This window comes from Bacillus sp. TH17, from assembly GCF_016651125.1.
Lineage (GTDB): Bacteria > Bacillota > Bacilli > Bacillales > Bacillaceae_G > Bacillus_A > Bacillus_A mycoides.
In genome coordinates, this window is the sequence record NZ_JAEKEN010000001.1 from 3,772,786 (window position 1) to 3,795,960 (window position 23,175).

The following is a 23,175-nucleotide window of genomic DNA, read 5'->3' on the forward strand; positions in this document are numbered from 1 at the left end:
CTCTCCATATTAAATTAAAGATTTACGTAATGAAACACTTACTCCTTTTGGTACATGAGCAACAATTTTCGCTCCTGATTCATTTACAGTAACCCAGCCCAATCCAGAGAATACAACATCCGTTTTCGGCTCACGAATATTAAATTCATATTTCACAAACTTAGGCATATTTTCTAATTCTTCTGGTGTCGGTGGATTCAATAATTCTCCAGCGTGTTTTTCGTGCAATTCATCAGCCTTTTCAAGCTTTGTACGATGGATTGTTAAACGGTTTGAGAAATGACAAGTGAATGCACGACGGCCCCCACTTACATAATCAAATCGTGCTAATCCACCAAAGAATAATGTTTGTTCTTCATTTAATTGGAATACCATTGGCTTAACTTCTGTAGTCGGTGTAATAAGCTTTAAGCTTTGTTTCCCAACATAATGCGCCATTTGATGATGATTAATAATACCTGGTGTATCGTATAAAGATGACGTTTCGTCTAATGGGATATCAATTAAATCAAGCGTTGTTCCTGGGAAATGTGATGTTGTAATTACATTCTCAGTCTCATCACTAAACTCTTTAATCATACGATTAATAAATGTTGATTTACCAACATTCGTACATCCAACAACATAAACATCTTTACCCTCGCGGTAATGCTCAATTGCATCAGCAAGTTCAGCGATTCCTTGTCCTTTAGCTGCACTAATTAAAAAGACATCTTCTGGTTTTAAACCAAGTTGCTTTGCACTATAGCGCATCCAATGTTTTACTTTATCATGCTTAACTGACTTTGGAATTAAGTCAGCCTTATTCCCTACAAGTAATACTTTATTGTTCCCTACAAAACGATGTAAGCCCGGTAACCAGCTACCATTGAAATCGAAAATATCTACGATTTTAACCACTAGTGCGTCTGATTGTCCAATTCCGTTCAAAATACGAAGGAAATCATCATCTGTTAAAGATACATCTTGAATTTCGTTATAATGTTTCAAACGAAAACAACGTTGGCAAATTACTTGTTCTTTTTCTAAAGATGATACAGGAGCGTATCCTACTTCATTTTTATTTTCTGTTTGAATTTCTACACCGCAACCAATACATTTAATTGTTTCAGTCAAACTTTATTCCTCCCAGTTAATTAAGCCTTTTTTCTTCATGTTTCTCATAATTCTTCGTTCAATTTTCCGATTAAATCGTGTCACCAATCCGTCCGTTTGCGCTACCGGTACAACTAAAATTGTATGAAGTCCCACACGATTTCCGCCGAGCACATCCGTTAGTAACTGATCTCCAATTACTACAACTTCATCTGGCTGCAGGTGCATCTCATGTATCGCACGCTTAAATGCGCGAACAAACGGTTTGCGCGCACTATGAATAAACGGAATACCTAATGGGTCAGCGAAGTCTTTAACGCGTTGCTCGTTGTTATTTGAAACGACCGTTACTTGAATATCATTTTCTTTCATTTTCAAAAACCACTCTTCAAGCTGTGGCGTTGCGTTTGGACGATCCCATTCAATTAAAGTGTTATCTAAATCCGTAATAACTCCTTTAATTCCACGTTTTTTCAAATCTTCTGGTTGAATATGATATATATTTTTCACATATTCATTTGGTAAAAATAACTTCAATTTCTTTCACCTCTTTGAGGATTTTTCATAAAATTTTTCGACAACATTTTTCGATAGATAACCTGTGGATAAACTTGTACACACTTTCCACGTTAATTTTTCAGTCGATTTGGAATTTACTAACAATCTATCCACATTTTATCCACTGAGTTATGTGGATAACCTCTTGTTTGTGACTGTCATATTTTTTTGGTACATTAAATGCAACAACGAATCAATCCTTATATTATTAGGAGGTGACTCACCTTGAAAACAAAACATATGGAACAGTTATCTACTGATTTACTCACTGAGTCTTATTATAAAGCAAAAGAACTAAAATTAAATCCCGACTTCATTTTACTTATAAAACAAGAAATTATTAGACGCTCGTTAGAGGACAAGCTCGTCAAATCTTCTTGAGTACATATAGATTGCTGATTGACCTGTAAAAAGAGCCATCCTGCGATGGCTCTCGAATAAACAAGTACTCCCATCTAGGGGATTTCTTCATTAAGCATCTTTGTCCACATTTCTTAATTAGAGCTTCATAAGTATATTATAAAACCTTTTCTTTACTTATGAGATACTCGGGTTGCAATTTTTTCACCAAGACGCAGCTCTTGCCCACTTGTCAATTCCTGCACTGCTTTAATCATATCTTTTTCAAATAATAAAACAACTGTTGAGCCAAATGTAAAGTATGCCATCTCTTCACCTTTTTGAACAGTACTTCTTTCATGAAGGAGCTCGATACTATTAACAAACATAGCACCTACTTTTACAAGTGCCATATGTTCGCCGTCACTATTTACTTCTGTAACAGAGCGATAATTTTTTGACAATGGTTCTTTCCCATACTCCATACCCGCTGCATTTACCGGATATGATTTTCTACCGAGTACAAATCTTTCAGTCACAGAGCCAGAAAGCGGGCTATGAATGCGATGATAATGACTTGGACTCAAATAAATCACCATATATGTACCGCCTGCATATCGCTTTGCACGCTCTTCATTACCTAGCATATCCACAATTGAATAACGCTTTCCTTTTATATCGAATGTTTTTGTATCCTCAATAGGACCTTGATCAGCAAAAACACCATCAACAGGACTAACGATACTCGATGCATCAGTATCAATACTACGCTTTCCTTCTTTTAGCCTACGTGTAAATAAATCATGCAATGTTCCATATTCCTTCAAACCCTTTTCCATCTCATCTTGATTAATTTGAAAAACTTTCACATACGATGGAATAATGATAGAGCTCAAACGAGATTGTGCAAATTTACGTAATATATAAGAAGTAAAACGACCATTTGTAAGTTCGATCATAAGTCGATATAATGTCCGTCGCAAATTACGAAACCTCCTAATCAGCCTATAACTTTAGTTTCCCCTTCTTTTCTCTCTATATCATATGTAAAATTGGTTCTTATTCCCACATATAGAATGGAGCCGTCTCGTTATACACGAAGAAAAACTAAGTATAATTTTTCTTCTTAAATTGTTTAGCACCTTCTAATATTACAGATAGAACCCGCCATTTTCAACAGTGAACATGTATTTCTTCTTAGAACAGCTCGTTTTCTTTCCGTTTTCCCGAAAGAAAAGCAGCCACTTTTAAAGTGTAGCTGCTTACAATACACATTATTCTTTTGCTTTTTTCTCTTTCTCAGCCCGCACAAATTCATGGAACATTTTCATTAAAGCACGCTTTTCAATTCGCGATACGTAGCTTCTTGAAATACCGAGTGCCTTCGCAATCTCCCTCTGTGTTTTCTCTTTATCAAGCCCAAGTCCAAAACGCTTCACAATTACTTCTTTCTCTCGTTCGTCCAAAATATCGATATACTCTTTAATTTTTTCTAACTCCATACTAAGTTGAATCATATCAATTACATCTTCAGATTCTGATTTTAATATATCAATAAGCGATATTTCATTACCCTCTTTATCTTGCCCAATCGGATCATGAAGTGAAACGTCTTTTTTCGTTTTCTTCAGCACACGTAAATGCATCAAAATTTCATTTTCGATACAGCGTGCTGCATATGTTGCAAGCTTAGTTCCTTTCCCTGCTGAATAGCTTTCAATCGCTTTAATAAGCCCAATGGTACCAATTGAAATTAAATCTTCTGCATCTTCACCAGTGTTTTCGAATTTCTTAACAATATGAGCTACAAGCCGTAAATTATGTTCAATTAAAAGATTTCTCGCTTGAGCATCACCTTGCTCCATTAACTCTAAGTACTTTCTCTCATCATCTGATGATAACGGCTGCGGGAACGCATTGTTCTTCACATAAGAAACAAATACAAACACTTCTCGAACCATATATCCAATTGCGGCGAATAGACTCAAACCTTTCACCTCCGCCAAAATAGTGGTCTTTACTATGTGTATGTGGGCATGAGGTTGTTTGTGTCTGTACGATGTAAATATGGAACTCTTAACTTAATGGCATTCTTAAACCACTCAACGCTAATCATTACATTTTTCTATAAACATAGTAAAAGCCAATCGAAACGTATCGATTGGCTTTTACTAATATTCACTCCAAATTTTCTCTCCAGTATGCGCATCTATGTAACGAATTTCCCGACTACAATCGACGGATTCTTTATGATTTTCACTCCTCGTTTGTTTATACAGCAGTTTATATTTCATTTCCTCTGCATCATGATCTATACACCATTCTAATTTTATTCGAATGACCTCTTTATATATTTCTAACGCTTTTTCTTTTGTTACTTTTGGTGCTGTTTCATGTGTAAGTAACTCTTCTATTATATTGCTAGGTTTTCCCGAGTAGTGCATCACAGCACCATTTTCTGTATTAATGTTGACCATGAATTCCCTATACTCTACCGGAATTTCATTCACATATACTGAAAAGACAAATCTTTCAATCCCTTCATCTTCGTCACGTTCATCCCAAAGGCGAAGATATTGTGTAACATCTGGAATAACATGTTCTAAAAATTGAAGTGCTTTTTGTAAACATTCCTCTCTAGACAGTATTTGTTTTACTTCTTTATCGTCTGCCAGTTTTATAAAACCAATTAACTCATTGGTTGATTTATCAATCGTAATGCCAACTAAATTATTATATTTTAACATCGGTAAATGCTTTTTAAAGAATTCATTCATTAAATATGGATTCTTTTCTTCTTTCTGTTTTTGTAATTCCTCTTTCGAAACAAATTTCATCCTTATTCCATCTTCATTTTCTGTCTCAGCCACTTTTGTAAAACTTTCTTTATCCCAGTCAAATAAATCGAATATATCATCTTGTTGACTACCTTTTTTCGGTTTTTCAACAGCTACAGTTGGAGGCAATTTATAATGATCTGGGTCAAATAAATCTTTACCTGTACTTGCATCAATAAACGCATGACTAGGTTCTGGTTCATATACAAGATGATAGCCTTTTACTTCCTCACCATTTTCATATTTACATGAAGAATGTGTTAAATCCACAAATACAAGTCTCATATCTTGTCTAGCTCTCAAAGTTTCTAAAACGACGTTCTCCTCAACAATTTCAATTGGCCATAACGGTTTTTTCTCTATAGCTTTTTGTCCATTGTAATGAAAATGCACAACATTACCTGAAGGATGAATTCGCACAACACATCCTGTATTCGGCAATGGATATCCATTCACTTCCTGCATATAATTTATTTCTTTCCAACCACGCCAGTCATCCTTAACTGACACATATGTATAAAATTCTAATTCTTCTTCCACATATTTTTTTATAAATACATTTGCAATCTCTCTTGCCTTATTCTCCTCTATCACTTCTTTATCACTCGAAAAATAATTTTCATCATCTATCCTGAATTCAAATAAATTACCAGTATGCCTATTTAATGTAATTTGTATCTTTTTCTCCTCATCCTCTTTATGCCCCCACCATAATAGATGATACGGATCATCCACTCCTTCTTGATCATCTACAACAAGCCTATATTCATCTGGAATTTCAATAATATGGGCCACTTGCTCTTTTCTTTTTTTATCTTTTGGATTCATCATACCCTCTCCTTTATTACAATTTAAGGTAATTATAACAAACAAAACCAAAATTCATTAGCAAAAAGACAAAAAGCTGAAACAATTAGTTCATACGAATTTCACATGAATCTATTACTATAAGAATTGTACATAGTGAAATTACTAACAATGACGTTTATTCATATATAATTTCATTTGAAAGGGGTTGAAAAGATGAAAACTAAATATCGCTTTATGATCTCATCATTTGCTGCTTGCGCCTACATGATTTGGTGTTTAGTATAATAACAACTTCACTTGTAAATAAGAAAAGGTGTGTATAGAAATGGAATATAACCAATCAACAGTTAACTACTGGAAAGCTTTTGTATTACCTTATACATTCGCTTTAGAAGAGTTAAAAACTAAATTTGAAATTATGAACCGGGAAGCTCAATTTTTAGAAGACTACAACCCGTTTGAACATATAAAAACAAGACTTAAACAACCCGAAAGTATCATTAGGAAGCTTGAGCGTAAAAACTTATCACCAACAGTTGAAAATGCTCAAACACAATTACAAGATATTATTGGCATCCGTATTACATGTTGCTTTGTAGAAGATATTTATCATTTAAAAGAAGTTATTGAAAATCGTGGAGACATGGAAATTGTAGAAGTAAAAGATTATATTGCTAATCCAAAAGGAAATGGCTATAAAAGTTTGCATATGATTATTAAATATCCATTGTCACTAAATTCTGGTACGAAAGATGTCTTTGCAGAAATTCAATTACGTACACTTGCCATGGACTTTTGGGCAAGTTTAGAACATAAACTTTACTACAAATATGAAGGAAATATACCTGACTATTTGAAAGATGAACTACATGACGCTGCTATGAAAGCTGAAGACCTCGATAATAAGATGGCAACAATCCGTCAAGATATTGATGACATTGAAGCATGTTCAAATCAAATTTTATTACCACTATAAAAAGGTTCTCTCCTATGAGAACCTTTTTATTTCTTCTCTATCGTACGAACCTCTTCAATCTTCCACCCTTCGTCTTCTTTTCCAATTGCATACTGCCTTTTCTTTTGAAGAGTAACCCCTCCATCTACTTCTTTTTCCTCCGTTTCAACAATAACAAGCCCACCTTTAAGAGCTTTCATATTCATATGTTCCAATTCTATTTTCTTATTTCCCTTTTGAAATGCCGCTTCCTTTTGTGTTTTTAAGTCTTCAGCACTAGGCATCTTCTTTGAAAATAACTCCATATGCTCAGCAAGATTTTTTTCATTCGTCGTCCGTACAAATGCCTCAATAACATCTTGAATGGATTTCTCTTCTTCTTTCGTTATATGTACCTTTTCCTCAGTTTTCCCAGCAGATTTTTGTTCTATATTATTCTCTTGAGATTGACATCCAACTAGCAATAATACGAATACTAGAAGGAATCTTAATTCCCCTAAAAAAACGCTCATCTTTCCATCTCCTAAAAAGAAAAGTGAGGCATTTCGCCTCACTTTCATTTATAATTAGCGTCTTCCTTTATTCGGATCGCCGCCGCCAACGATGTCAAAGACACGTTTAGCTATATTTGTATTCTCTTGAACGCCAGAGAATAAGTATTTACCTGGTCCGAATGCATATACGTTCACATCTTCACCTGTATGTCCACCCGTTGTCCAACCTGTAACCGAACGCTTATTGAAGATATCTTCAATTGCATTATCAATCTTTGTTACATCTTTTGATGGAGCTATATCATTTACAGCTTTAATTTCTTCTGGTGTTAATTGTAGATCAATATACTTTTTCAATGTTTCTTCTACATTTGCACCTTTTACAATCTCACTTGCCATAAAGTCTGGCGTACGTTTCGCAGCTTTAATCGGATCTACTTTAAAATTATACTCACCATTCGCACCTAAAGATAATCCGCCAGTAGCATGATCTGCTGTTGCAACAACTAATGTGTTCTTATCTTTTTTCGCAAACTCAATTGCTGCTTTAAACGCTTTTTCGAAGTCTTCCATTTCACTCATTGCACCGACAATATCATTATCATGTCCAGCCCAATCAATTTGACTACCTTCGACCATTAAGAAGAAACCGTCTTTATTTTTGTTCAAGCGCTCAATCGCTGCATTTGTCATCTCTTCTAATGAAGGTGTTTTGTCAGTACGGTCAATCATTTTGTCTAAACCACCTGGTGCAAATAAGCCAAGAACTTGATCACTTTTATCATTTAATAATTGATTACGATCTGTTACATAACTATAACCAGACTTCTTAAATTCTTCTGTAAGATTGCGGTCTTTTCTAACAAAGTTCTTTACGCCCCCGCCAAGCATAACATCTATTTTATGCTTACCTTTAATTTTTTCATCAAAGTAATCATTTGCAATTGCGTCCATATTTTTACGACTAATATCATGTGCACCGAATGCAGCTGGTGTTGCATGCGTAATTTCAGAAGTTGCAACGAGTCCCGTTGACTTCCCTTTTTCTTTCGCTTGCTCCAATACTGTTTTCACTTCAGCTTTATCATTATCTACTGCAATAGCTGCGTTATATGTTTTTATACCTGCTGACATCGCAGTAGCTGCCGATGCAGAGTCTGTAATATTTTCATGTTCATCTTCTGGATATGTTTTTTGTGTTCCTACAAGATGCTTATCAAATTCTGTAGATTCCATCTCAAATGTTTTTGGATTATCTTTCATATAACGATGAGCTGTCATATATGAAGGCCCCATACCGTCCCCAATTAATACAATGACATTTTTAATTTTTGCATTGTTTCCGTTCTCATCTGCATTAACCTCACTAGAACGCGTAAAATTCCATGTTGCTACCGAAGTAACTGCTAACGACGCCACAACTGCAAATGGCCATGCTTTTTTCACAAACTTTTTCACTGTCTTGTCCCCCTAATTAGGTTATTCATTTCCCACTATCAAATTTAATAGAAGACTGTTAAGAGAAAATGAGTTATATGTAAATTTTTTGTTAACTTATGTAAATTTAAGTTATAATTTGTATAAGTTTGTCTTTTCATATCAAGCATACTCCCCTTTACAAAGATAAATATAAACATGTTGGATTTCTTTTAATACGAACCTATTATTTTACATTTCGTAATATTATTCTTATTTTTTCTAATTTAAATAGAAATATGGTGAACTTTATGAAAACAGTAAAACTAGACGCATCTTCCATTCCAGATTTACTCTCTCTTTGCAAATCAGTCGGGTGGTTACAGCATGAGAGTTTTATGAAAGAGCAATTCCATATGTACCTTTCCATTGGCACAATTTTTGGCTATGTACATGAGAATAAACTTATTGCAGCGGGCGGGGTCTTTTCGTTTGCCCCTGGATTTTCTTCTATCGGTATGTTAATCGTGCATCCTGATTTTCAAAGAAAAGGAATTGGCCGTATTTTGTTAAACAATAGCTTAAAAGTAACTTATCCATCGCTCCCTATTACGCTCATTGCAACAAAAGCTGGTGAATCCTTATATGAATCTTATGGATTTCAATCAATAACAACAATTCATCGTTTCGAAAAACAAGCGGCTCATATAAGTACAAATTCTTTTCCCATAAAACAAATTCAGCAAGCCGATCTTCAATCTCTCATTTTTCTTGATCAAACTGCGACTGGTGCAGATCGTTCTAAGCTTTATTTATCACTACTATCGAGAGCAACTTACTCCTTTAAAATAGAGCGGGATAATCAAATAGATGCTTTTGCTTTATGCATACAAAAAGGAAATGTACTATGTATCACTCCGCTTATTTCAAAAAAAGAAAAAGACGCTATTCAGTTATTAGAAATAATTTGCAACTCGTGGAATGGGACAATACGCATTGATGTTCCGCACTCACAATTCATTTTCCGTCAATTTCTTCAAACAGAAAATTTCCAGGAAACGCTCCTTTCACCTCTTATGATAAAGAACGGTAATCAACTTCCTGGAAATCGTAATATACTATTTGCTATGGTAGATGCAGCGTTATGTTAGAAAGGGGACACCTAATTGAAGCGATTTAGCTATTTTATGGTAGGTTGTCTTACTCTTACACTATTAGTAGGATGTAGTGCAGCAGAAAAGCCAGTAGAACAAGTAAAACAAGTTAAAAATACAATTACAGCGAAACTAACTACCGAGGAAAAAATGGTAGAGATAGATGGTCAAACGATTTACTTTAAAAAGATTGGTGATGAAAAACCACCTTTACTTATGATCCATGGATTTGGAGGATCATCCAATGGTTTTCAAAAGGTTTACTCAGATTTAGCAAAAGATCATACGATTATTTCTGTTGATGCTTTAGGATTCGGACGTTCCTCTAAACCGATGGATTTTTATTATTCTTTCCCAACTCATGCAAATTTGTATTATAAGTTAATGAAAAAATTAGGGTACGACTCATTCGCAATACTGGGACATTCTATGGGCGGAGAAATTTCTCTTAATTTAACATATTTATACCCCGAAGCGGTTACCCACCTTATTTTAACTGATGCTACAGGCGGCCCTCATACGTTCGTTAATAAACAAGGTTCACCAAAACCAAAGTTGTCGACTGATTTAAGTGCCGTTTCTTCTATTGCAGATTATGATGAGAGCAAAGTTAAATTCAAGCGTAATGATGAAGAGCATTATAATAAAATGAAATTATGGCCTAGGCGTCTTCAAATCAATGCAACTGAAATCAAGCAACCAACTTTAATTATATGGGGAAGAAATGATAGTAGCGTTTCTTGGAAAGAAGGAGAAACTTATCATCAATTCTTAAAAAACAGCACTTTCCATATTATTGAAAAAGGTTATCATGCTCCATTTCGTCAAGAGCCACAAGAATTTGTAGGGTATGTAAAAGATTTCTTCGAGAAAAATCCTATAAGTGCTGAAAAATAAACGGGTATCTCATTTTGAGATACCCGTTTTCATATATTAAGCAGCTTGCTTTTGGCGTTTTTGAATTTTTGATCCTAGTACTTTTGGAATAACTAAGCCATCAATTCCAAGTTTTCCAGCATTCATACCAGAAACAAGAACGAACATGGATAAGATAACCATTTCAGGGTTTACACCAATTGACCCACTAAACATATAGGAAAAGTTCATTACAAGACCGAAAAAGACCGCTGTTTTTGTTAAACAGCCTACAATTAAACCAATTCCGACTAAAATTTCTCCCCACGTCACAAGTGTATTAAATAAATCAACGTTTGGAATTGCAAAATCTTGTAAAAATGATGCCCACCAAGATTGAACAGCTGGTTGTGCTCCTTTAGATTTTTCAATTGCACCTTGTAAATAACCAGTTGCATCGAAGCCTTTCCCTTGTAGTTTACCGATTCCAGCCATTACCCATGTGTAACCAAGATACACTCGAATTATCGCTAATACAAAAGAAACTGCTTTGTTTTCTCTTAAAAATTGAATAATCATATCTTCCTCCTAAAGTTGTAATTAAATCAGTTACAGATAATATAATAACATTAGTTACTTACTTTTAAAACGTTAATCGTGAATAATTTGTGACATACATAAAAAACATTACATACTAACGTTTATATAGTAACTTTTATTACCTGTAAAAACTTGAACATATCATACCACAGGTGATAATCATTTTCATTGAAGAAAATGTAAAAAAACTGTGAGTTAAATGTGAAACGCATTCATTCGAATATAGAATAACTCCGTTTCATATTGTTTATATACTCGAAATGTACATGTCTCCTCATCGGTTAATCTCGCTTCTCGAACAACTTCTTCTAACGTTTTGTCATGGTTAATAAACCCGTAAAATAGGCGTATTGTAAACATAAGTGCTACATTTCCATCTACATAATCTATCAATCCAACATATGATTTTACACCACTATGTAAAAAGGATTCTACTAGTTTCAACTCCCCAAACTTATACCAACCATTTACAATATGTGTAATATGCAATTTTGCATATTACTTAATTTCCGCTACGCTAAAGTATACTCTCGGCTCATTTAAGTCGTACACACCTTCTCCTAACTCTTCCATTACAAATTTCCTCTCCTATAAGTCCATTTCATATATACCCGTTTCTTTCAAAAAATCAGCTCTAGTTAAAGCGACTTTCTGTAAATATTGCCTATACGCTGTAATTGTTCCATCGTGTGCAACGATACAAATTTTTTCTGCTTTTAACTGATAGCACCAGTGCAGAAATTCATCTACTATTTGCTGAAATTCCATCTCCGAGATGATATTGACTCCCTCATTCCATAACAATTCATTTCTACTTTTTTCTAATAAAAAATGTGGAAATAAATTTTGTATTATCTTTCGATCTAACAATTGATCGCACGGTAATGTTTTGGCGGATTCACTGCTTGTAAACTTAATGGTAAATCTTTCGTATGTTCACCTTCACCATGCCGAACAAAAATAAGTTTCATTCTCCTCTTCCTCTCACTAGGAAATAGTCTCACATATTTCTTCCCTATTTTTTTCTTTACTCCTGCTATTTCAAAAAGCAGAATGTAAAAAGTTTTTGATATCAACATTTAGGAAATATTACAATTATATATATGTAAAATACTTTTTACAAGAAGAGGAGGATTACAAATATGAAATGGATTATCGTCTTTATGGGAATGATCATATGTGGATACATAAATGGCTTTTTTAATAGTGATAAAACTGCTAATCCTTGGATTACAGATGATGAGCGTGAAACAAAAATTAAACAAAAAGCAATTATCGCAAGCTGGTCCGGTGTTTTCATATTTTGTATCATTAACCTCTTAAACAAATGGTTAAGTTTAGGAACGAGCGATACATCACCTTACTTACCATCTTCTGTCGCAACTATTTTAAAAGAAAATGTAGAGTTACAAGTTTTACTTATGTTATTCATTACGTATGGACTATTTTACTTATACTACCGAAGAAAACTAAGCGCTTAACTTTTATCTCATGATTATCCTCCTAAATGGTTATAGTAACTAGGACGCAATGAAAAAAGGAGAGATATAAAAATGAGTAACTCAAATGACTTTTTAGATACATTACATGAAAAACAAGCAAAAGATGAACAAAATAGAAAGCGCCAAGGGTGATATTATCCCCTTTAAGTAGACAGTGTAAAAAGACCATGCACATACATGGATGTTACACTATTACTTGGAGGGGATTTTTCATGACTAAAAAAGGTTCAATATTTATTACATATTCAGAAGAATTAAAGTTAGCGGCTGTTCAAAGTTATTTAAACGGAGAAGGAAGTTACAATATGATAAAGGAAAAATATCAGATTAGAAGCTCTACACAACTAAAAAATTGGGTGAAAAAATATAAAGAATTTGGTGAAATTACAGATACTCGTGGAAAAAATGGTGGAATGAAAGGTATATCAAATCCTCTAAAAGGCAAACGCGTTCATTTTAAGACGATTGAAGAGGAACGTGACTACTATAAGGCACAGGTTGAATATTTAAAAAAGCAGTATCCGAATCTGTAAATGGAGGTGCACTAAAATATACGGTGAGATATCATATCATTGAATCATTAAAGGGGAAATATCCAGTTATATGGCTTACGAAATTTGCGGGTGTACATCGTTCAAGTTACTATAAGTGGATTCATACAAAAAGTATGAAAAACATGCGACTAGAATCCGAGAAACGATTAAAAAAGTAATACAATCTATTCACGTAAGGCACAAGGAATATGGTTATCCACGTATGAAAATCGCTTTACAGGAAGAGGGATATTTTATAAATCACAAAAAAGTATATCGCTTAATGAGCGAGCTCAACATTCAATCTATTATTCGAAAGAAGCGTCGCTTCTTTAAAGGGAACTATTCCAATGTTTTTCCGAATGTTTTAAACCGTGTATTCAAAGATCGCCAACAAAATGAAGCGCTTGTTACAGATATTACTTACCTACGATTCCAAGAGGGATTTCGGTATCTTTCTGTTGTACAAGATATTTATAATAACGAAGTTGTTTCTTGGAAAATATCCAAGCGCAACGATAATGAACTTGTATTAGATACAATTGAAATGTTGGCACAAAAAAGAGATGTGCGTGGAACCATTCTCCATTCAGATCAGGGATTCCAGTACACATCTCACGCCTACAACAAACGACTTTTAGGTTTAGGTATCATTGGCAGCCACTCTCGCAAAGGAAACTGCCATGATAATGCCTGTATTGAGTCATTTTTCTCCCATTTTAAATCGGAAATGTTGTATTTGAATCATTTTAAAACAGAAGCAGATTTAATACAAGCAATTGAAGAGTATATTTATTTTTATAACTATAAACGGTTCCAAAAACGACTCAACCACCGAGCTCCGATAGAATATCGAATCTCGATGGCTGCTTAGTCTTTTTAATATTGTCTACTTGACAGGGATAAGACCAGGGAACGGAAACCCTGCGAAAAAAAAGCCAAATAAAACACATAAATAACATTGAAAAACCTACCTGGAAATTATATTTCAGGCAGGTTTTTTTACTCGTCTTTAACCGAAACGACATCTTCCCAATTCCATTTCTCATAATACCACTCTGGTACATCTATATTTTCAATCCATTTCTTTTCATGTTTTCCATCGTTATGAGCAAGCCATACATCAGCTTTCTTACGATTTGAACGGAGCCACATTAATTGGTTGCTTTTCTTACTAAAAATAGGGTTATAATCGCCTTGGCTATTGGATGGCTTTGTAATTTGATGTTGTTCATCTGTTGTACTATTTATTTCATATAAAGATGGTAGTGGCCTTTTTTCTAGAGGGACCGATAGCTCTGCTTCCTTTGCCCTTGAAACGATAATTACATTCTCGTTCTTCCATGTGAAATCCCAATCAACATAGCCTTTTGGAGTAAATGTATTTTGCTGGAGAGCCGGCAATTCTTTTATTTTTAAATGCTTATTCTCTAAAGCAACTCTCCCGCTTCCTTCAATATAGGCTAATATATTTTTTGATGGCGCCCATTTGAACCATTGTGTGTTTAATAACATTTGATCTACTGTTTCAAAACGACTGCCGTCTGATCGAATTAAGCAAAGGGTATTACTATCAGCTGACAAAGAAGCTGTTGGTACTGCCAAAAACGAAATCCATTTTTGATCTGGCGACCAATTAAATCCACTTCCAACTAATGCTAAAAAGTCATCATGCTCATTCGGTAGTGCAGATAAATGCTTCATCTTATGAGGATTCATATTTGCATCCTTTTGTATTTCATATAACTGAGCACCTGTCCATCCTGTTGGAAGCAAGTACGCTTCTGATGATACAAGAAACTTCTTACCATCAGGATACCATGCATAGTCACCTACACCATTAGCTATGTTTTCAAAATCTGCTTTCTTTTTTTCAGCATCAAATGTATTTAATGTGCGTGCAAATACAAATGCAATTATATTCTCTGTTGGTGACCATTGATAATTCGATACTTCTGATTGAGATGGTCTAACTTTCTTTCCATCTTTTAGCCGATACAGTTCAAAGTGATTTCGCTTCTTTCCTTTTGCATATGCAAGCCATTCTCCATTATGTGACCATTTCGGTCCTGTTATGTACTCTCCTTTTGTAATTTGTTTTTCTTTTTCACCGACTTTAATCCATAGATTATGATTACGAATAAAGGCAACTTTTACTCCATTGTTTTCTGCGCTAGTAATAGAACTTGAATAGAAAAAAAGGAACAAAACCACGATTCCACTTACTATAAACCTTTTCATATAGCACCCCCATTTCCCCCTTTAGCATTCCTCATATTCCGCTTACTATATGCAAATATTATCCATTCGACATAATTCCAAAAAATTCCCCAAGAAATTTTTAATTCAAAGAGGATTGGTATGAATTATGTCGAATGTATAGTTCAGCCAACATCCGTTCCTATAATTAACGATAAAAATGCAATATTTATTTTCAGAAAATTGGAACTTTTTATTAAGGGGAGTTTCAATGAAGAAAACTACATCAACACTATTAAGTATGGCGCTCGTCTTTTCGAGCTTTGGAGCATTAAGCGCCCATACTGAATCACTGCAAAAAGAGAAGCAATTTAGTCCACAGTTAAAAGCAAATATTGAACAATGGGGAGAAAACAAAATCGCGCAAAATGTTGAAACAAAAACATCAAAAGAAATTTCAGTTATTGTAGAATTGCAACAGGCTCCACTCGCTTCACAAAGTAACATTCAACATGCTCCGGACCTACAAAATAGCAATGTGCAATCATACCATGCACAACTAAAAAAAGCACAAGAGGATACAACAAAGAAAATAAAAGAAAAAGCACCGAAAGCAACCATAAAAGAAACGTATAGTACGTTATTTTCTGGATTTTCTATTTCTATCCCAGGGGATCAAATTGCCGCTCTAGCTTCTTTACCTGAAGTAAAAGCAATTTATCCGAACTTAACATATAAATTACATGAAACGTCAAAAAGCCTAGCAGATCAAGAAACACCAAACGTAGGAGGCCCTACAGTTGGTGCACCTGAAGCTTGGAATTTAAAAGATCCGACTGGCAAACCCCTTGATGGAAAAGGGATGAAAGTCGCTATTATCGATTCAGGTGTCGACTATACCCATCCTGATTTACAAGCAAATTATATCGGTGGCTATGATACAGTCGATGAAGATAATGATCCGATGGATGGAAATGTCCACGGTACCCATGTTGCTGGAATTATTGCGGGTAACGGAAAAATAAAGGGGATTGCTCCGAATGCTTCTATACTCGCTTACCGTGTCATGAATGATGGTGGTACCGGTACGACCGATGATATTATTCAAGGTATTGAGCGAGCTATTCAAGATGGTGCCGATGTTTTAAATCTATCTCTTGGTCAAGATTTGAATGTACCTGATCAACCTGTAACAATGACGTTAGAACGCGCAGCAAAACTTGGTGTTACTGCAGTCGTCTCAAATGGAAATGATGGACCAAAACCTTGGTCTGTTTACGCTCCTGGTAACGCAAGTAGTGTCATCTCTGTTGGAGCATCTACAGTTTCTATTCCATTTCCAACATTCCAAGTAGCTGGTTCCAATAAATCTTACCAAGGATTACCGTTATCAAAAGCAGACTTCCAAGTAGGAAACGATGCTCAGCTTGTCTATGTTGACTACGGTAATTCAAGCGATTACGCTAAACAAGATGTAAAAGGTAAGTTCGCCCTTGTTTTACAAGGAACTTCGAGCACATTAGTAAAAGCAGAACAAGCGAAACAAGCTGGCGCTCTTGGCGTGCTACTAATTTCTAACGAAAAAGAAATTAATATTATGCCCGAATATTTTGCACGTGAAGATGTAGCTCTTCCAGTTATGCAACTATCAAATACAAATGGCGAAGAGTTAAAAACTTTAATTACAAAACGAAAGAAAAATATAAAAATTGGACAACCAAAGCAAACAGAACTTATTGGTAACTTTAGTTCAAGAGGACCATCACAAGGTAGTTGGCTTATAAAACCTGATATAGTTGCACCTGGAGTGAAAATTACTAGTACAGTGCCGAGAGGTGGCTATGAATCTCACGACGGAACAAGTATGGCTGCGCCACAAGTAGCGGGAGCCGTTGCCCTGCTGCGTCAAATGCATCCTGATTGGACGACAGAACAATTGAAAGCAGCTCTTGCCAACACTGCAAAAACATTAAAGGATGTCAATGAAAATGCATATCCTGTCATGGCACAAGGATCTGGTTTAATTAACATTCCAAAAGCAGCCCAAACAGATGCATTAGTGAAACCTAACAATGTAAGTTTCGGTCTTATTAAACCTAATAGCGGCAAATTGAAGTTAACACAAAATATTACGTTACAAAATCTTTCTAACAAAAAGAAAAACTTTTCAACTCGCATTGAATTACTAGATACAAAAACAAAAGTCCAGACTTCTTTCTCTTCTTCTATTAGTGTGAAACCTAATAGTAACATCGAAAAGCCTTTTACTATTACTGTAGATAGCTCCTTACCACAAGGTGTATATACAGGAAATCTATATGTGAAAGAGCAAGGGAAGACTGAAGAAATGCGTATTCCATTTACGTTTAGCATTGATCCGAAAGAATACAAACGTATTGATGGTCTTGAAATCGTTAATTCTACTTTTAGTCCAAATAATGATGGAATACTAGATGACAACCTGATCAATTACTATTTAGTTACACCAGTGGAGGATGTAACATTTCACGCTAATTTAATTACGAAAGACCGTGTAACATATCAAGGCATGATACATCAAGGTAAAAACGAAACACCTGGTTATAAATCTTTCAAATGGAATGGTACGAAAACTGACGGATCTCCTCTACCTGATGGCTTATACCAAATCGAAGCTGTTGCTTCTAACTCTGGTGGAGAAACGAAACAGACAGGAGCTGTGTTTGTCGATCGTACTGCACCGAAATTATCGTCTGAAGTAGATCAAGAAAACCTCGTAATTAGAGGTAAAGTAGATGATATACTTTTGGATTGGATGGCAGAATCCGGATGGGTTGCTCCAGGACATCCCGTAACGATACAGTATGAAATTAACGGAAATGGAGCATGGGAAAGTACATACCTAAATCCTTGGGAGAAAAACTATGAAATTTATTTCGATCGTAGTCAATTACAACAAGGAAAGAATACAATTCATATTGTAGCAACCGATGCAGCTGGAAATAAATCTAATTTAAACGTCGATTTAGAAGTGAAATAATAAAATTATTGTTGACAAGCTTTTAAATATAGTTTTATAATACAAAACATAGTTTAGTTGAACGAATTATATATCGGCTTTGAAGGAATACTAGTAGCGACTTATATCCCTGTCTCAGAGAACTGATGGTTGGTGCGAATCAGTACATATACAAGCGTGAATTACAATTCTGGAGCTTCTTTCCCGTAATGCTTTTTATGCATGAAGAGAAAGACGGATCTTTCCGTTATCTTAAAGTAAGTGGTAAACAATTAATTGTTTACAAATAGGGTGGTACCGCGATTTTTATCGTCCCTATCGGATTTTCCGATAGGGGCTTTTTTGCGTCCTTCCCTTTTAAATAACTTCATATATACGCGTTGAAAGAATCGCAGTAGTATCTTGTATCCCTGTTTCAGAGAGCTAATGGTCGGTGGGAATTAGCACATATATAAGTACGAATTACAATTCTGGAGCTTCTTTTTCGTAGTGCTTTTATGCATGAAGGAAAAGACGGGATTTTTCCGTTATCATTAGTTGAGATGTAAGTATATTTTCACTTACAAATAGGGTGGTACCGCGATTTTTTCGCCCCTATCGGATTTTCCGATAGGGGCTTTTTCTATTTCTCACGCAAACAGTTGTTAAAGAATTTCGAATGTTATGATAAAATTTTATAAGCGCTTACAATTCTGAAAGGAGGTGGTACAAGCTATACAAAACTGGTATTCATTTTTATAGAGAAAAAGGAGGACGTCTAAATGACAAAGAAAAAAGAAATTCCATCACATTTAAAACCATTCGTATCCACACAGCATTATGATCAATACACACCGGTGAATCACGCTGTTTGGCGTTACATTATGAGACAAAACCATAGCTTCTTAAAAGATGTTGCTCATCCATCCTATGTTAACGGACTACAATCATCTGGTATTAATATAGATGCAATTCCAAAAGTAGAAGAAATGAATGACTGTTTAGCACCAAGCGGCTGGGGTGCCGTAACGATTGACGGACTTATTCCCGGCGTCGCATTCTTCGATTTTCAGGGGCATGGATTACTACCAATCGCAACAGATATTCGTAAAGTAGAAAATATCGAGTATACACCCGCTCCTGATATCGTTCATGAAGCTGCAGGCCACGCACCGATTTTGCTTGATTCTACATATGCAAAATATGTGAAACGCTTTGGACAAATTGGAGCGAAAGCTTTCTCCACAAAAGAAGAACATGATGCTTTTGAAGCCGTTCGTACATTAACGATCGTAAAAGAAAGCCCTACTTCTACACCTGAAGAAGTTACAGTTGCTGAAAATGCTGTAATCGAAAAACAAAACTTAGTTTCTGGTTTATCAGAAGCAGAACAAATTTCACGTTTATTCTGGTGGACAGTGGAATACGGCTTAATAGGCAATATAAATGATCCGAAAATTTACGGTGCTGGTCTCCTTTCCTCTGTCGGTGAAAGTAAGCATTGCTTAACAAACGCTGTAAAGAAAGTCCCATTCTCAATTGAAGCTTGCACCGGGACAACTTATGATGTAACAAAAATGCAACCACAGCTATTTGTTTGTGAATCATTTGAAGAATTGACTGAGGCCCTTGAGCAGTTCTCTACAACGATGGCATTTAAAACAGGTGGAACAGAAGGATTAGAAAAAGCAATCCGCTCCGAAAATCATGCTACAACTGAGCTAAGTAGTGGATTACAAATTATGGGTACATTTACAGAGACAATTAAAAATGATACTGGTGAAGTTATTTACACACGAACAAGCTCACCAACTGCATTAGCAATTCATAATAAACAACTAGCAAATCATTCTACATCTGTGCACAGCGATGGATTCGGGACACCAATCGGATTACTAGATGGAGATATTGCATTAGAAAATTGTACAGAAGAACAATTACAATCATTAGGCATTACAATTGGAAGCAGTGCAGATTTTACTTTTGCAAGTGGCATTCATGTAAAAGGAACAGTAACAGACATTGTAAAAAATGATAAAAAAATTGCTCTTATCTCCTTTATAAATTGTGCAGTTACTCATAAAGATCGCTTATTATTTGATCCTTCATGGGGAGCATTTGATATGGCTGTCGGCTCACAAATCACTTCTGTATTCCCAGGAGCGGCAGATGCGGCTGCATTTTTCCCGATGAATGAAGAAGTACAAGAAACGCCTGATCCACTTGTACTGAATAAGCTTGAACGTATGTATCAAACAGTTCGAGATATACGTAACGATAGTATTTTACACGATACTCATACTGATCGATTAATAGCTATTCAAGAAGTATTAAATAAATTTCATCCGAAAGAATGGTTGCTTCGTCTTGAAATTTTAGAATTGCTTTTAGAACATAACAAAGGACACGAAGCATCAGCAGCATTATTACAACAACTTTCTACTTTCACAACTGAAGAATCTGTAACACGTCTTATTAACAATGGTCTTGCGTTACTGCAGGTAAAGGATGTGAAAAATGATGCTACGATTAACTAATGAAGAAGTACAAGAGGAATTAACAAAGCTGGATAAATGGACAGTGAAAGATGAAAAATGGATTGAAAGAAAATATATGTTTTCCGACTACTTAAAAGGAGTCGAATTTGTCTCTGAAGCCGCCAAACTATCAGAAGAACATAATCACCACCCATTTATCCTTATCCAGTATAAAGCAGTCATTATTACTTTGTCATCATGGAATGCAAAAGGTTTAACGAAACTAGATTTTGACCTTGCAAAGCAATTTGATGAACTATTTTTACAAAATGAAAAAGCTATTATAAGAAAGTGAAAAAAGAGAAGCCTTTTTAGGCTTCTCCTTTCACTTTAAAATGTATACAATGTCCAAACGGATCCTTGGCCTGTAATATTCCATCTTTATACGTAGCAACTACGCCAATATATTTTAAACTTTCACACACTTGCTCTTTTTGTTTTTCATCTGCTAGTACAATTGTGAAATATTTCAAACCAACGGAATTTGGCATTTGTGGTGGTATACCTTCACCCTGCCATGTATTTAAACCGACATGGTGATGATAACCACCTGCTGATACGAACAACGCTCCATTACGAGCTGGAATCGTTACATCAAAACCAAGGCCATCAACATAGAAATGTTTCGCTTCTTCTAAGTCAGCTACATGTAAATGAATGTGCCCCATCACAGTACCAGCCGGGAACCCATTCCATGTACTTCCTTGCTGTAATAATCCTTCGCCGTCTAACGGGTTACTAACAAATGGTAGCTCTCCATTTTCATCATGCCAAACTTCTTTTTGGCGATCATGATAAATTTCAATCCCGTTTCCATCTGGATCAGCTAAATAAAGAGCTTCACTAAAGTAATGGTCAGCCCCACCATGTAATGGGTGTACTCTCTCAACAAAATGACGAAGAATATTTGCTAAGTCTTGTCTGTTTGGTAATAAAATTGCATAGTGATATAAACCAGTTCGACCTCTTTGCTTCGGAAGAGCGTCTTCCTTTTCTTCTATTATGAGAAGTGGCTCATTGTCCTCATTACCAAACGTAACGATTGTACTTTTTTCTTCCAGTACCTTCATACGCAATACTTCTGTATAAAACTCTAGCGATTTCTTTAAATTTGATACATATAAATGAACAACCCCAAGTGTTGTTTCGGGATGAAGTGGAAAGCCCATTTTGTTATACCCCCATTTTAATTAATTCTTCTTTAACATTTTCTCTTTTAAGAAATTATCTACAAAACCATTAGCTTTCGCAACAAATAAGTAAGCACCCATCGCTAATAATGCAAGTTCTAACTCAAATCCAGGATTTTTCCCGTCTCCTAACAAACCAGCTGACCATTTTACTTTCACAATCGCTCCAACCATAACAAGTGCAAATAATAAGCCAATATACCTTACGCCTAAACCTAGAATTAACAATAGACCTCCAACTAATTCAACTGTTGCTACACCGTATGCAAGTCCTCCTGGTAAACCAATGCTTGTAAACCACCCTGCAATATTGTCAATTCCTGATTGGAATTTTGTTAAACCGTGCATAAAGAACGTTACCCCTAACACGATACGAATAATTAAGTTACCAATATGTTGATTCATTTCTTTCTCTCCTTTATAGTTTTGTTATACAAAACTTTTATTTACATTACAAAACATACACTAATTATTTTTATTCGTCAATTCATTTTTCATGAGAAAAAATATTTTTTTTTTGCTATGATACAAATAGTTGTTTACAAAAAGGAGCATGATTTTATGAATATCGGTTCTGCGATTCGTGAAATTCGTCAACGTAGAGGAATTACGATTGCCCAAATTTGTGAAGGAACAGGTCTTTCTAAAGGCTTTATGAGTCAGGTTGAAAACAATAAAACATCACCATCTATCTCAACTTTAGAAATGATCGCTAATTTTTTAAATGTCCCCCTTCCATATTTATTGTTAGAACAAAAAGATCGTTTGAAAATTGTAAAAAAAGAAGAGCGTAAATACAGTGTGTATGGAAAAGATGAACAAAGAATTGAGCATGTTGCGGAGCAAGGTGGTCTCCGCCTATCTCTAGTAGAAATTTCTGCCGGATTCCCGAAAGAAAACTCACCAAATGCTCATGAAGGTGAAGAGTGTCATCTTGTATTACGCGGAAAACTAGAAGTTCAACATGGAGAAGATATTGCGATTGTAGAAGAAGGTGATTCTTTCTCTTGGAATGCATGCGTTCCTCATATTGTTCGCAATATAGGTGAAGAATCTGCATTATTACTTATCTCTAGTCATGCGGAAAATCGAAAACGTGTTTACTAAACGATAAAAAGAAGCCT

Annotated in this window: 22 protein-coding genes, 3 pseudogenes and 2 other annotated features; of the genes and pseudogenes, 12 read left to right on the plus strand and 13 right to left on the minus strand. The window is 35.2% G+C overall.

The genetic code is table 11. The features are described 5' to 3' along the window. Nucleotides 1-9: 9 nt before the first annotated feature. Together yqeH and JFT95_RS19325 are read right to left on the minus strand one after the other, a co-directional pair. Entirely contained in the window at nt 10-1,116 is a 1,107-nt protein-coding gene (gene yqeH, locus JFT95_RS19320) for a ribosome biogenesis GTPase YqeH (RefSeq protein WP_002167651.1), read from the minus strand. Nucleotides 1,117-1,119: 3 nt separating this feature from the next. After that, nucleotides 1,120-1,632, minus strand: coding sequence for a YqeG family HAD IIIA-type phosphatase (locus JFT95_RS19325; RefSeq protein WP_002015225.1), 513 nt, complete (start codon nt 1,630-1,632; stop codon nt 1,120-1,122). Between the two features lie 246 nt (nt 1,633-1,878). On the opposite strand from JFT95_RS19325, the gene sda reads away from it, so the two are divergent. Continuing rightward, nucleotides 1,879-2,034, plus strand: coding sequence for a sporulation histidine kinase inhibitor Sda (sda, locus tag JFT95_RS19330; RefSeq protein WP_002015226.1), 156 nt, complete (start codon nt 1,879-1,881; stop codon nt 2,032-2,034). Nucleotides 2,035-2,186: 152 nt separating this feature from the next. Here sda and JFT95_RS19335 read toward each other — a convergent pair whose 3' ends face one another. The 3 genes from JFT95_RS19335 to JFT95_RS19345 form a co-directional block, all read right to left on the minus strand. Further along, a complete protein-coding gene (locus JFT95_RS19335) occupies nt 2,187-2,975 on the minus strand; it encodes a phosphatidylserine decarboxylase (RefSeq protein ID WP_002129166.1) in 789 nt (262 codons plus the stop codon). Between the two features lie 291 nt (nt 2,976-3,266). After that, on the minus strand, nt 3,267-3,980 hold the full coding sequence (gene sigK / locus JFT95_RS19340) for an RNA polymerase sporulation sigma factor SigK (RefSeq protein ID WP_000051382.1): 714 nt from the start codon (nt 3,978-3,980) through the stop codon (nt 3,267-3,269). A 183-nt stretch (nt 3,981-4,163) separates the two neighbouring features. After that, nucleotides 4,164-5,660 carry a YcdB/YcdC domain-containing protein gene (locus tag JFT95_RS19345; protein WP_201052975.1) on the minus strand — a complete coding sequence of 499 codons (1,497 nt, stop codon included), beginning with the start codon at nt 5,658-5,660 and terminating at the stop codon, nt 4,164-4,166. Nucleotides 5,661-5,964: 304 nt separating this feature from the next. Between JFT95_RS19345 and JFT95_RS19350 the strand changes: the two genes are divergently transcribed. Further along, nucleotides 5,965-6,615 (plus strand): GTP pyrophosphokinase, encoded by a 651-nt coding sequence (locus JFT95_RS19350; RefSeq protein WP_002015229.1) that lies wholly within the window; start codon nt 5,965-5,967, stop codon nt 6,613-6,615. Nucleotides 6,616-6,641: 26 nt separating this feature from the next. Here JFT95_RS19350 and JFT95_RS19355 read toward each other — a convergent pair whose 3' ends face one another. Further along, complete coding sequence (locus tag JFT95_RS19355; RefSeq protein WP_201052977.1) at nt 6,642-7,106, minus strand: hypothetical protein; 465 nt, start codon at nt 7,104-7,106, stop codon at nt 6,642-6,644. A gap of 54 nt (nt 7,107-7,160) precedes the next feature. Further along, the gene (locus JFT95_RS19360; protein ID WP_002143184.1) at nt 7,161-8,546 is read right to left on the minus strand and encodes an alkaline phosphatase; all 1,386 of its coding nucleotides are present in this window, start codon (nt 8,544-8,546) and stop codon (nt 7,161-7,163) included. A gap of 269 nt (nt 8,547-8,815) precedes the next feature. Here JFT95_RS19360 and JFT95_RS19365 point away from each other — a divergent pair, with 269 nt between their 5' ends. Both JFT95_RS19365 and JFT95_RS19370 read left to right on the plus strand, forming a co-directional pair. Then, entirely contained in the window at nt 8,816-9,655 is an 840-nt protein-coding gene (locus JFT95_RS19365) for a GNAT family N-acetyltransferase (RefSeq protein ID WP_201052979.1), read from the plus strand. 15 nt (nt 9,656-9,670) lie between these two features. Then, a complete protein-coding gene (locus JFT95_RS19370) occupies nt 9,671-10,555 on the plus strand; it encodes an alpha/beta fold hydrolase (protein WP_137076034.1) in 885 nt (294 codons plus the stop codon). Between the two features lie 36 nt (nt 10,556-10,591). Here the strand turns inward: JFT95_RS19370 and JFT95_RS19375 are convergent, their stop codons facing one another. The 3 genes and pseudogenes from JFT95_RS19375 to JFT95_RS19385 form a co-directional block, all read right to left on the minus strand. Then, complete coding sequence (locus JFT95_RS19375; RefSeq protein WP_002015237.1) at nt 10,592-11,092, minus strand: DoxX family protein; 501 nt, start codon at nt 11,090-11,092, stop codon at nt 10,592-10,594. A 216-nt stretch (nt 11,093-11,308) separates the two neighbouring features. Beyond that, nucleotides 11,309-11,701 (minus strand): annotated as a pseudogene (locus JFT95_RS19380) (hypothetical protein); the annotation flags it as partial. After that, nucleotides 11,702-12,084: pseudogene (locus JFT95_RS19385) on the minus strand (hypothetical protein). 171 nt (nt 12,085-12,255) lie between these two features. Between JFT95_RS19385 and JFT95_RS19390 the strand changes: the two are divergent. The 4 genes and pseudogenes from JFT95_RS19390 to JFT95_RS19405 all read left to right on the plus strand — a co-directional run bounded on the left by JFT95_RS19390 (nt 12,256) and on the right by JFT95_RS19405 (nt 14,022). After that, nucleotides 12,256-12,594 carry a phosphoglycerate mutase gene (locus JFT95_RS19390; protein WP_201052982.1) on the plus strand — a complete coding sequence of 113 codons (339 nt, stop codon included), beginning with the start codon at nt 12,256-12,258 and terminating at the stop codon, nt 12,592-12,594. Between the two features lie 72 nt (nt 12,595-12,666). Further along, a pseudogene (locus JFT95_RS19395) lies at nt 12,667-12,744 on the plus strand (DUF4023 family protein); the annotation flags it as partial. Nucleotides 12,745-12,827: 83 nt separating this feature from the next. After that, nucleotides 12,828-13,148 (plus strand): helix-turn-helix domain-containing protein, encoded by a 321-nt coding sequence (locus JFT95_RS19400; RefSeq protein ID WP_016103355.1) that lies wholly within the window; start codon nt 12,828-12,830, stop codon nt 13,146-13,148. 115 nt (nt 13,149-13,263) lie between these two features. Beyond that, nucleotides 13,264-14,022: an IS3 family transposase gene (locus JFT95_RS19405; RefSeq protein WP_201052984.1), complete on the plus strand. Its 759-nt coding sequence runs from the start codon at nt 13,264-13,266 to the stop codon at nt 14,020-14,022. Between the two features lie 128 nt (nt 14,023-14,150). Here JFT95_RS19405 and JFT95_RS19410 read toward each other — a convergent pair whose 3' ends face one another. Beyond that, nucleotides 14,151-15,389 carry a TolB family protein gene (locus JFT95_RS19410; RefSeq protein ID WP_002167647.1) on the minus strand — a complete coding sequence of 413 codons (1,239 nt, stop codon included), beginning with the start codon at nt 15,387-15,389 and terminating at the stop codon, nt 14,151-14,153. 229 nt (nt 15,390-15,618) lie between these two features. Here JFT95_RS19410 and JFT95_RS19415 point away from each other — a divergent pair, with 229 nt between their 5' ends. From JFT95_RS19415 to JFT95_RS19425, 3 genes are all read left to right on the plus strand, one after another. Beyond that, the gene (locus tag JFT95_RS19415) at nt 15,619-18,366 is read left to right on the plus strand and encodes a S8 family peptidase (RefSeq protein ID WP_201052986.1); all 2,748 of its coding nucleotides are present in this window, start codon (nt 15,619-15,621) and stop codon (nt 18,364-18,366) included. Nucleotides 18,367-18,436: 70 nt separating this feature from the next. Beyond that, nucleotides 18,437-18,665: a binding site (T-box leader), on the plus strand. A 51-nt stretch (nt 18,666-18,716) separates the two neighbouring features. Then, nucleotides 18,717-18,944 (plus strand) — a binding site (T-box leader). Between the two features lie 162 nt (nt 18,945-19,106). Further along, nucleotides 19,107-20,861 (plus strand): aromatic amino acid hydroxylase, encoded by a 1,755-nt coding sequence (locus JFT95_RS19420; protein WP_201052988.1) that lies wholly within the window; start codon nt 19,107-19,109, stop codon nt 20,859-20,861. Next, entirely contained in the window at nt 20,842-21,156 is a 315-nt protein-coding gene (locus tag JFT95_RS19425; RefSeq protein WP_002167644.1) for a 4a-hydroxytetrahydrobiopterin dehydratase, read from the plus strand. Before JFT95_RS19420 ends, JFT95_RS19425 begins: the two co-directional genes overlap by 20 nt. Nucleotides 21,157-21,172: 16 nt before the next feature. Here the strand turns inward: JFT95_RS19425 and JFT95_RS19430 are convergent, their stop codons facing one another. Together JFT95_RS19430 and JFT95_RS19435 are read right to left on the minus strand one after the other, a co-directional pair. Beyond that, a complete protein-coding gene (locus tag JFT95_RS19430) occupies nt 21,173-22,030 on the minus strand; it encodes a VOC family protein (protein ID WP_050000293.1) in 858 nt (285 codons plus the stop codon). Between the two features lie 21 nt (nt 22,031-22,051). Continuing rightward, nucleotides 22,052-22,456, minus strand: a complete 405-nt coding sequence (locus tag JFT95_RS19435) for a DoxX family protein (RefSeq protein ID WP_002015248.1) — start codon at nt 22,454-22,456, stop codon at nt 22,052-22,054. A gap of 156 nt (nt 22,457-22,612) precedes the next feature. Here JFT95_RS19435 and JFT95_RS19440 point away from each other — a divergent pair, with 156 nt between their 5' ends. Next, nucleotides 22,613-23,158, plus strand: coding sequence for a helix-turn-helix domain-containing protein (locus JFT95_RS19440; RefSeq protein ID WP_002015249.1), 546 nt, complete (start codon nt 22,613-22,615; stop codon nt 23,156-23,158). The last annotated feature ends 17 nt before the right edge of the window (nt 23,159-23,175 follow it).

What these genes read in the sequence shown, in the direction of transcription:
- JFT95_RS19345 (WP_201052975.1), bottom strand. Translation starts at nt 5,660, where the DNA reads ATGATGAATCCAAAAGATAAAAAAAGAAAAGAGCAAGTGGCCCATATT.
- JFT95_RS19350 (WP_002015229.1), top strand. Translation starts at nt 5,965, where the DNA reads ATGGAATATAACCAATCAACAGTTAACTACTGGAAAGCTTTTGTATTA.
- JFT95_RS19410 (WP_002167647.1), bottom strand. Translation starts at nt 15,389, where the DNA reads ATGAAAAGGTTTATAGTAAGTGGAATCGTGGTTTTGTTCCTTTTTTTC.
- JFT95_RS19435 (WP_002015248.1), bottom strand. Translation starts at nt 22,456, where the DNA reads ATGAATCAACATATTGGTAACTTAATTATTCGTATCGTGTTAGGGGTA.
- JFT95_RS19355 (WP_201052977.1), bottom strand. Translation starts at nt 7,106, where the DNA reads ATGAGCGTTTTTTTAGGGGAATTAAGATTCCTTCTAGTATTCGTATTA.
- JFT95_RS19365 (WP_201052979.1), top strand. Translation starts at nt 8,816, where the DNA reads ATGAAAACAGTAAAACTAGACGCATCTTCCATTCCAGATTTACTCTCT.
- JFT95_RS19415 (WP_201052986.1), top strand. Translation starts at nt 15,619, where the DNA reads ATGAAGAAAACTACATCAACACTATTAAGTATGGCGCTCGTCTTTTCG.
- JFT95_RS19420 (WP_201052988.1), top strand. Translation starts at nt 19,107, where the DNA reads ATGACAAAGAAAAAAGAAATTCCATCACATTTAAAACCATTCGTATCC.
- JFT95_RS19430 (WP_050000293.1), bottom strand. Translation starts at nt 22,030, where the DNA reads ATGGGCTTTCCACTTCATCCCGAAACAACACTTGGGGTTGTTCATTTA.
- JFT95_RS19440 (WP_002015249.1), top strand. Translation starts at nt 22,613, where the DNA reads ATGAATATCGGTTCTGCGATTCGTGAAATTCGTCAACGTAGAGGAATT.
- JFT95_RS19375 (WP_002015237.1), bottom strand. Translation starts at nt 11,092, where the DNA reads ATGATTATTCAATTTTTAAGAGAAAACAAAGCAGTTTCTTTTGTATTA.
- JFT95_RS19390 (WP_201052982.1), top strand. Translation starts at nt 12,256, where the DNA reads ATGAAATGGATTATCGTCTTTATGGGAATGATCATATGTGGATACATA.
- JFT95_RS19400 (WP_016103355.1), top strand. Translation starts at nt 12,828, where the DNA reads ATGACTAAAAAAGGTTCAATATTTATTACATATTCAGAAGAATTAAAG.
- JFT95_RS19425 (WP_002167644.1), top strand. Translation starts at nt 20,842, where the DNA reads ATGATGCTACGATTAACTAATGAAGAAGTACAAGAGGAATTAACAAAG.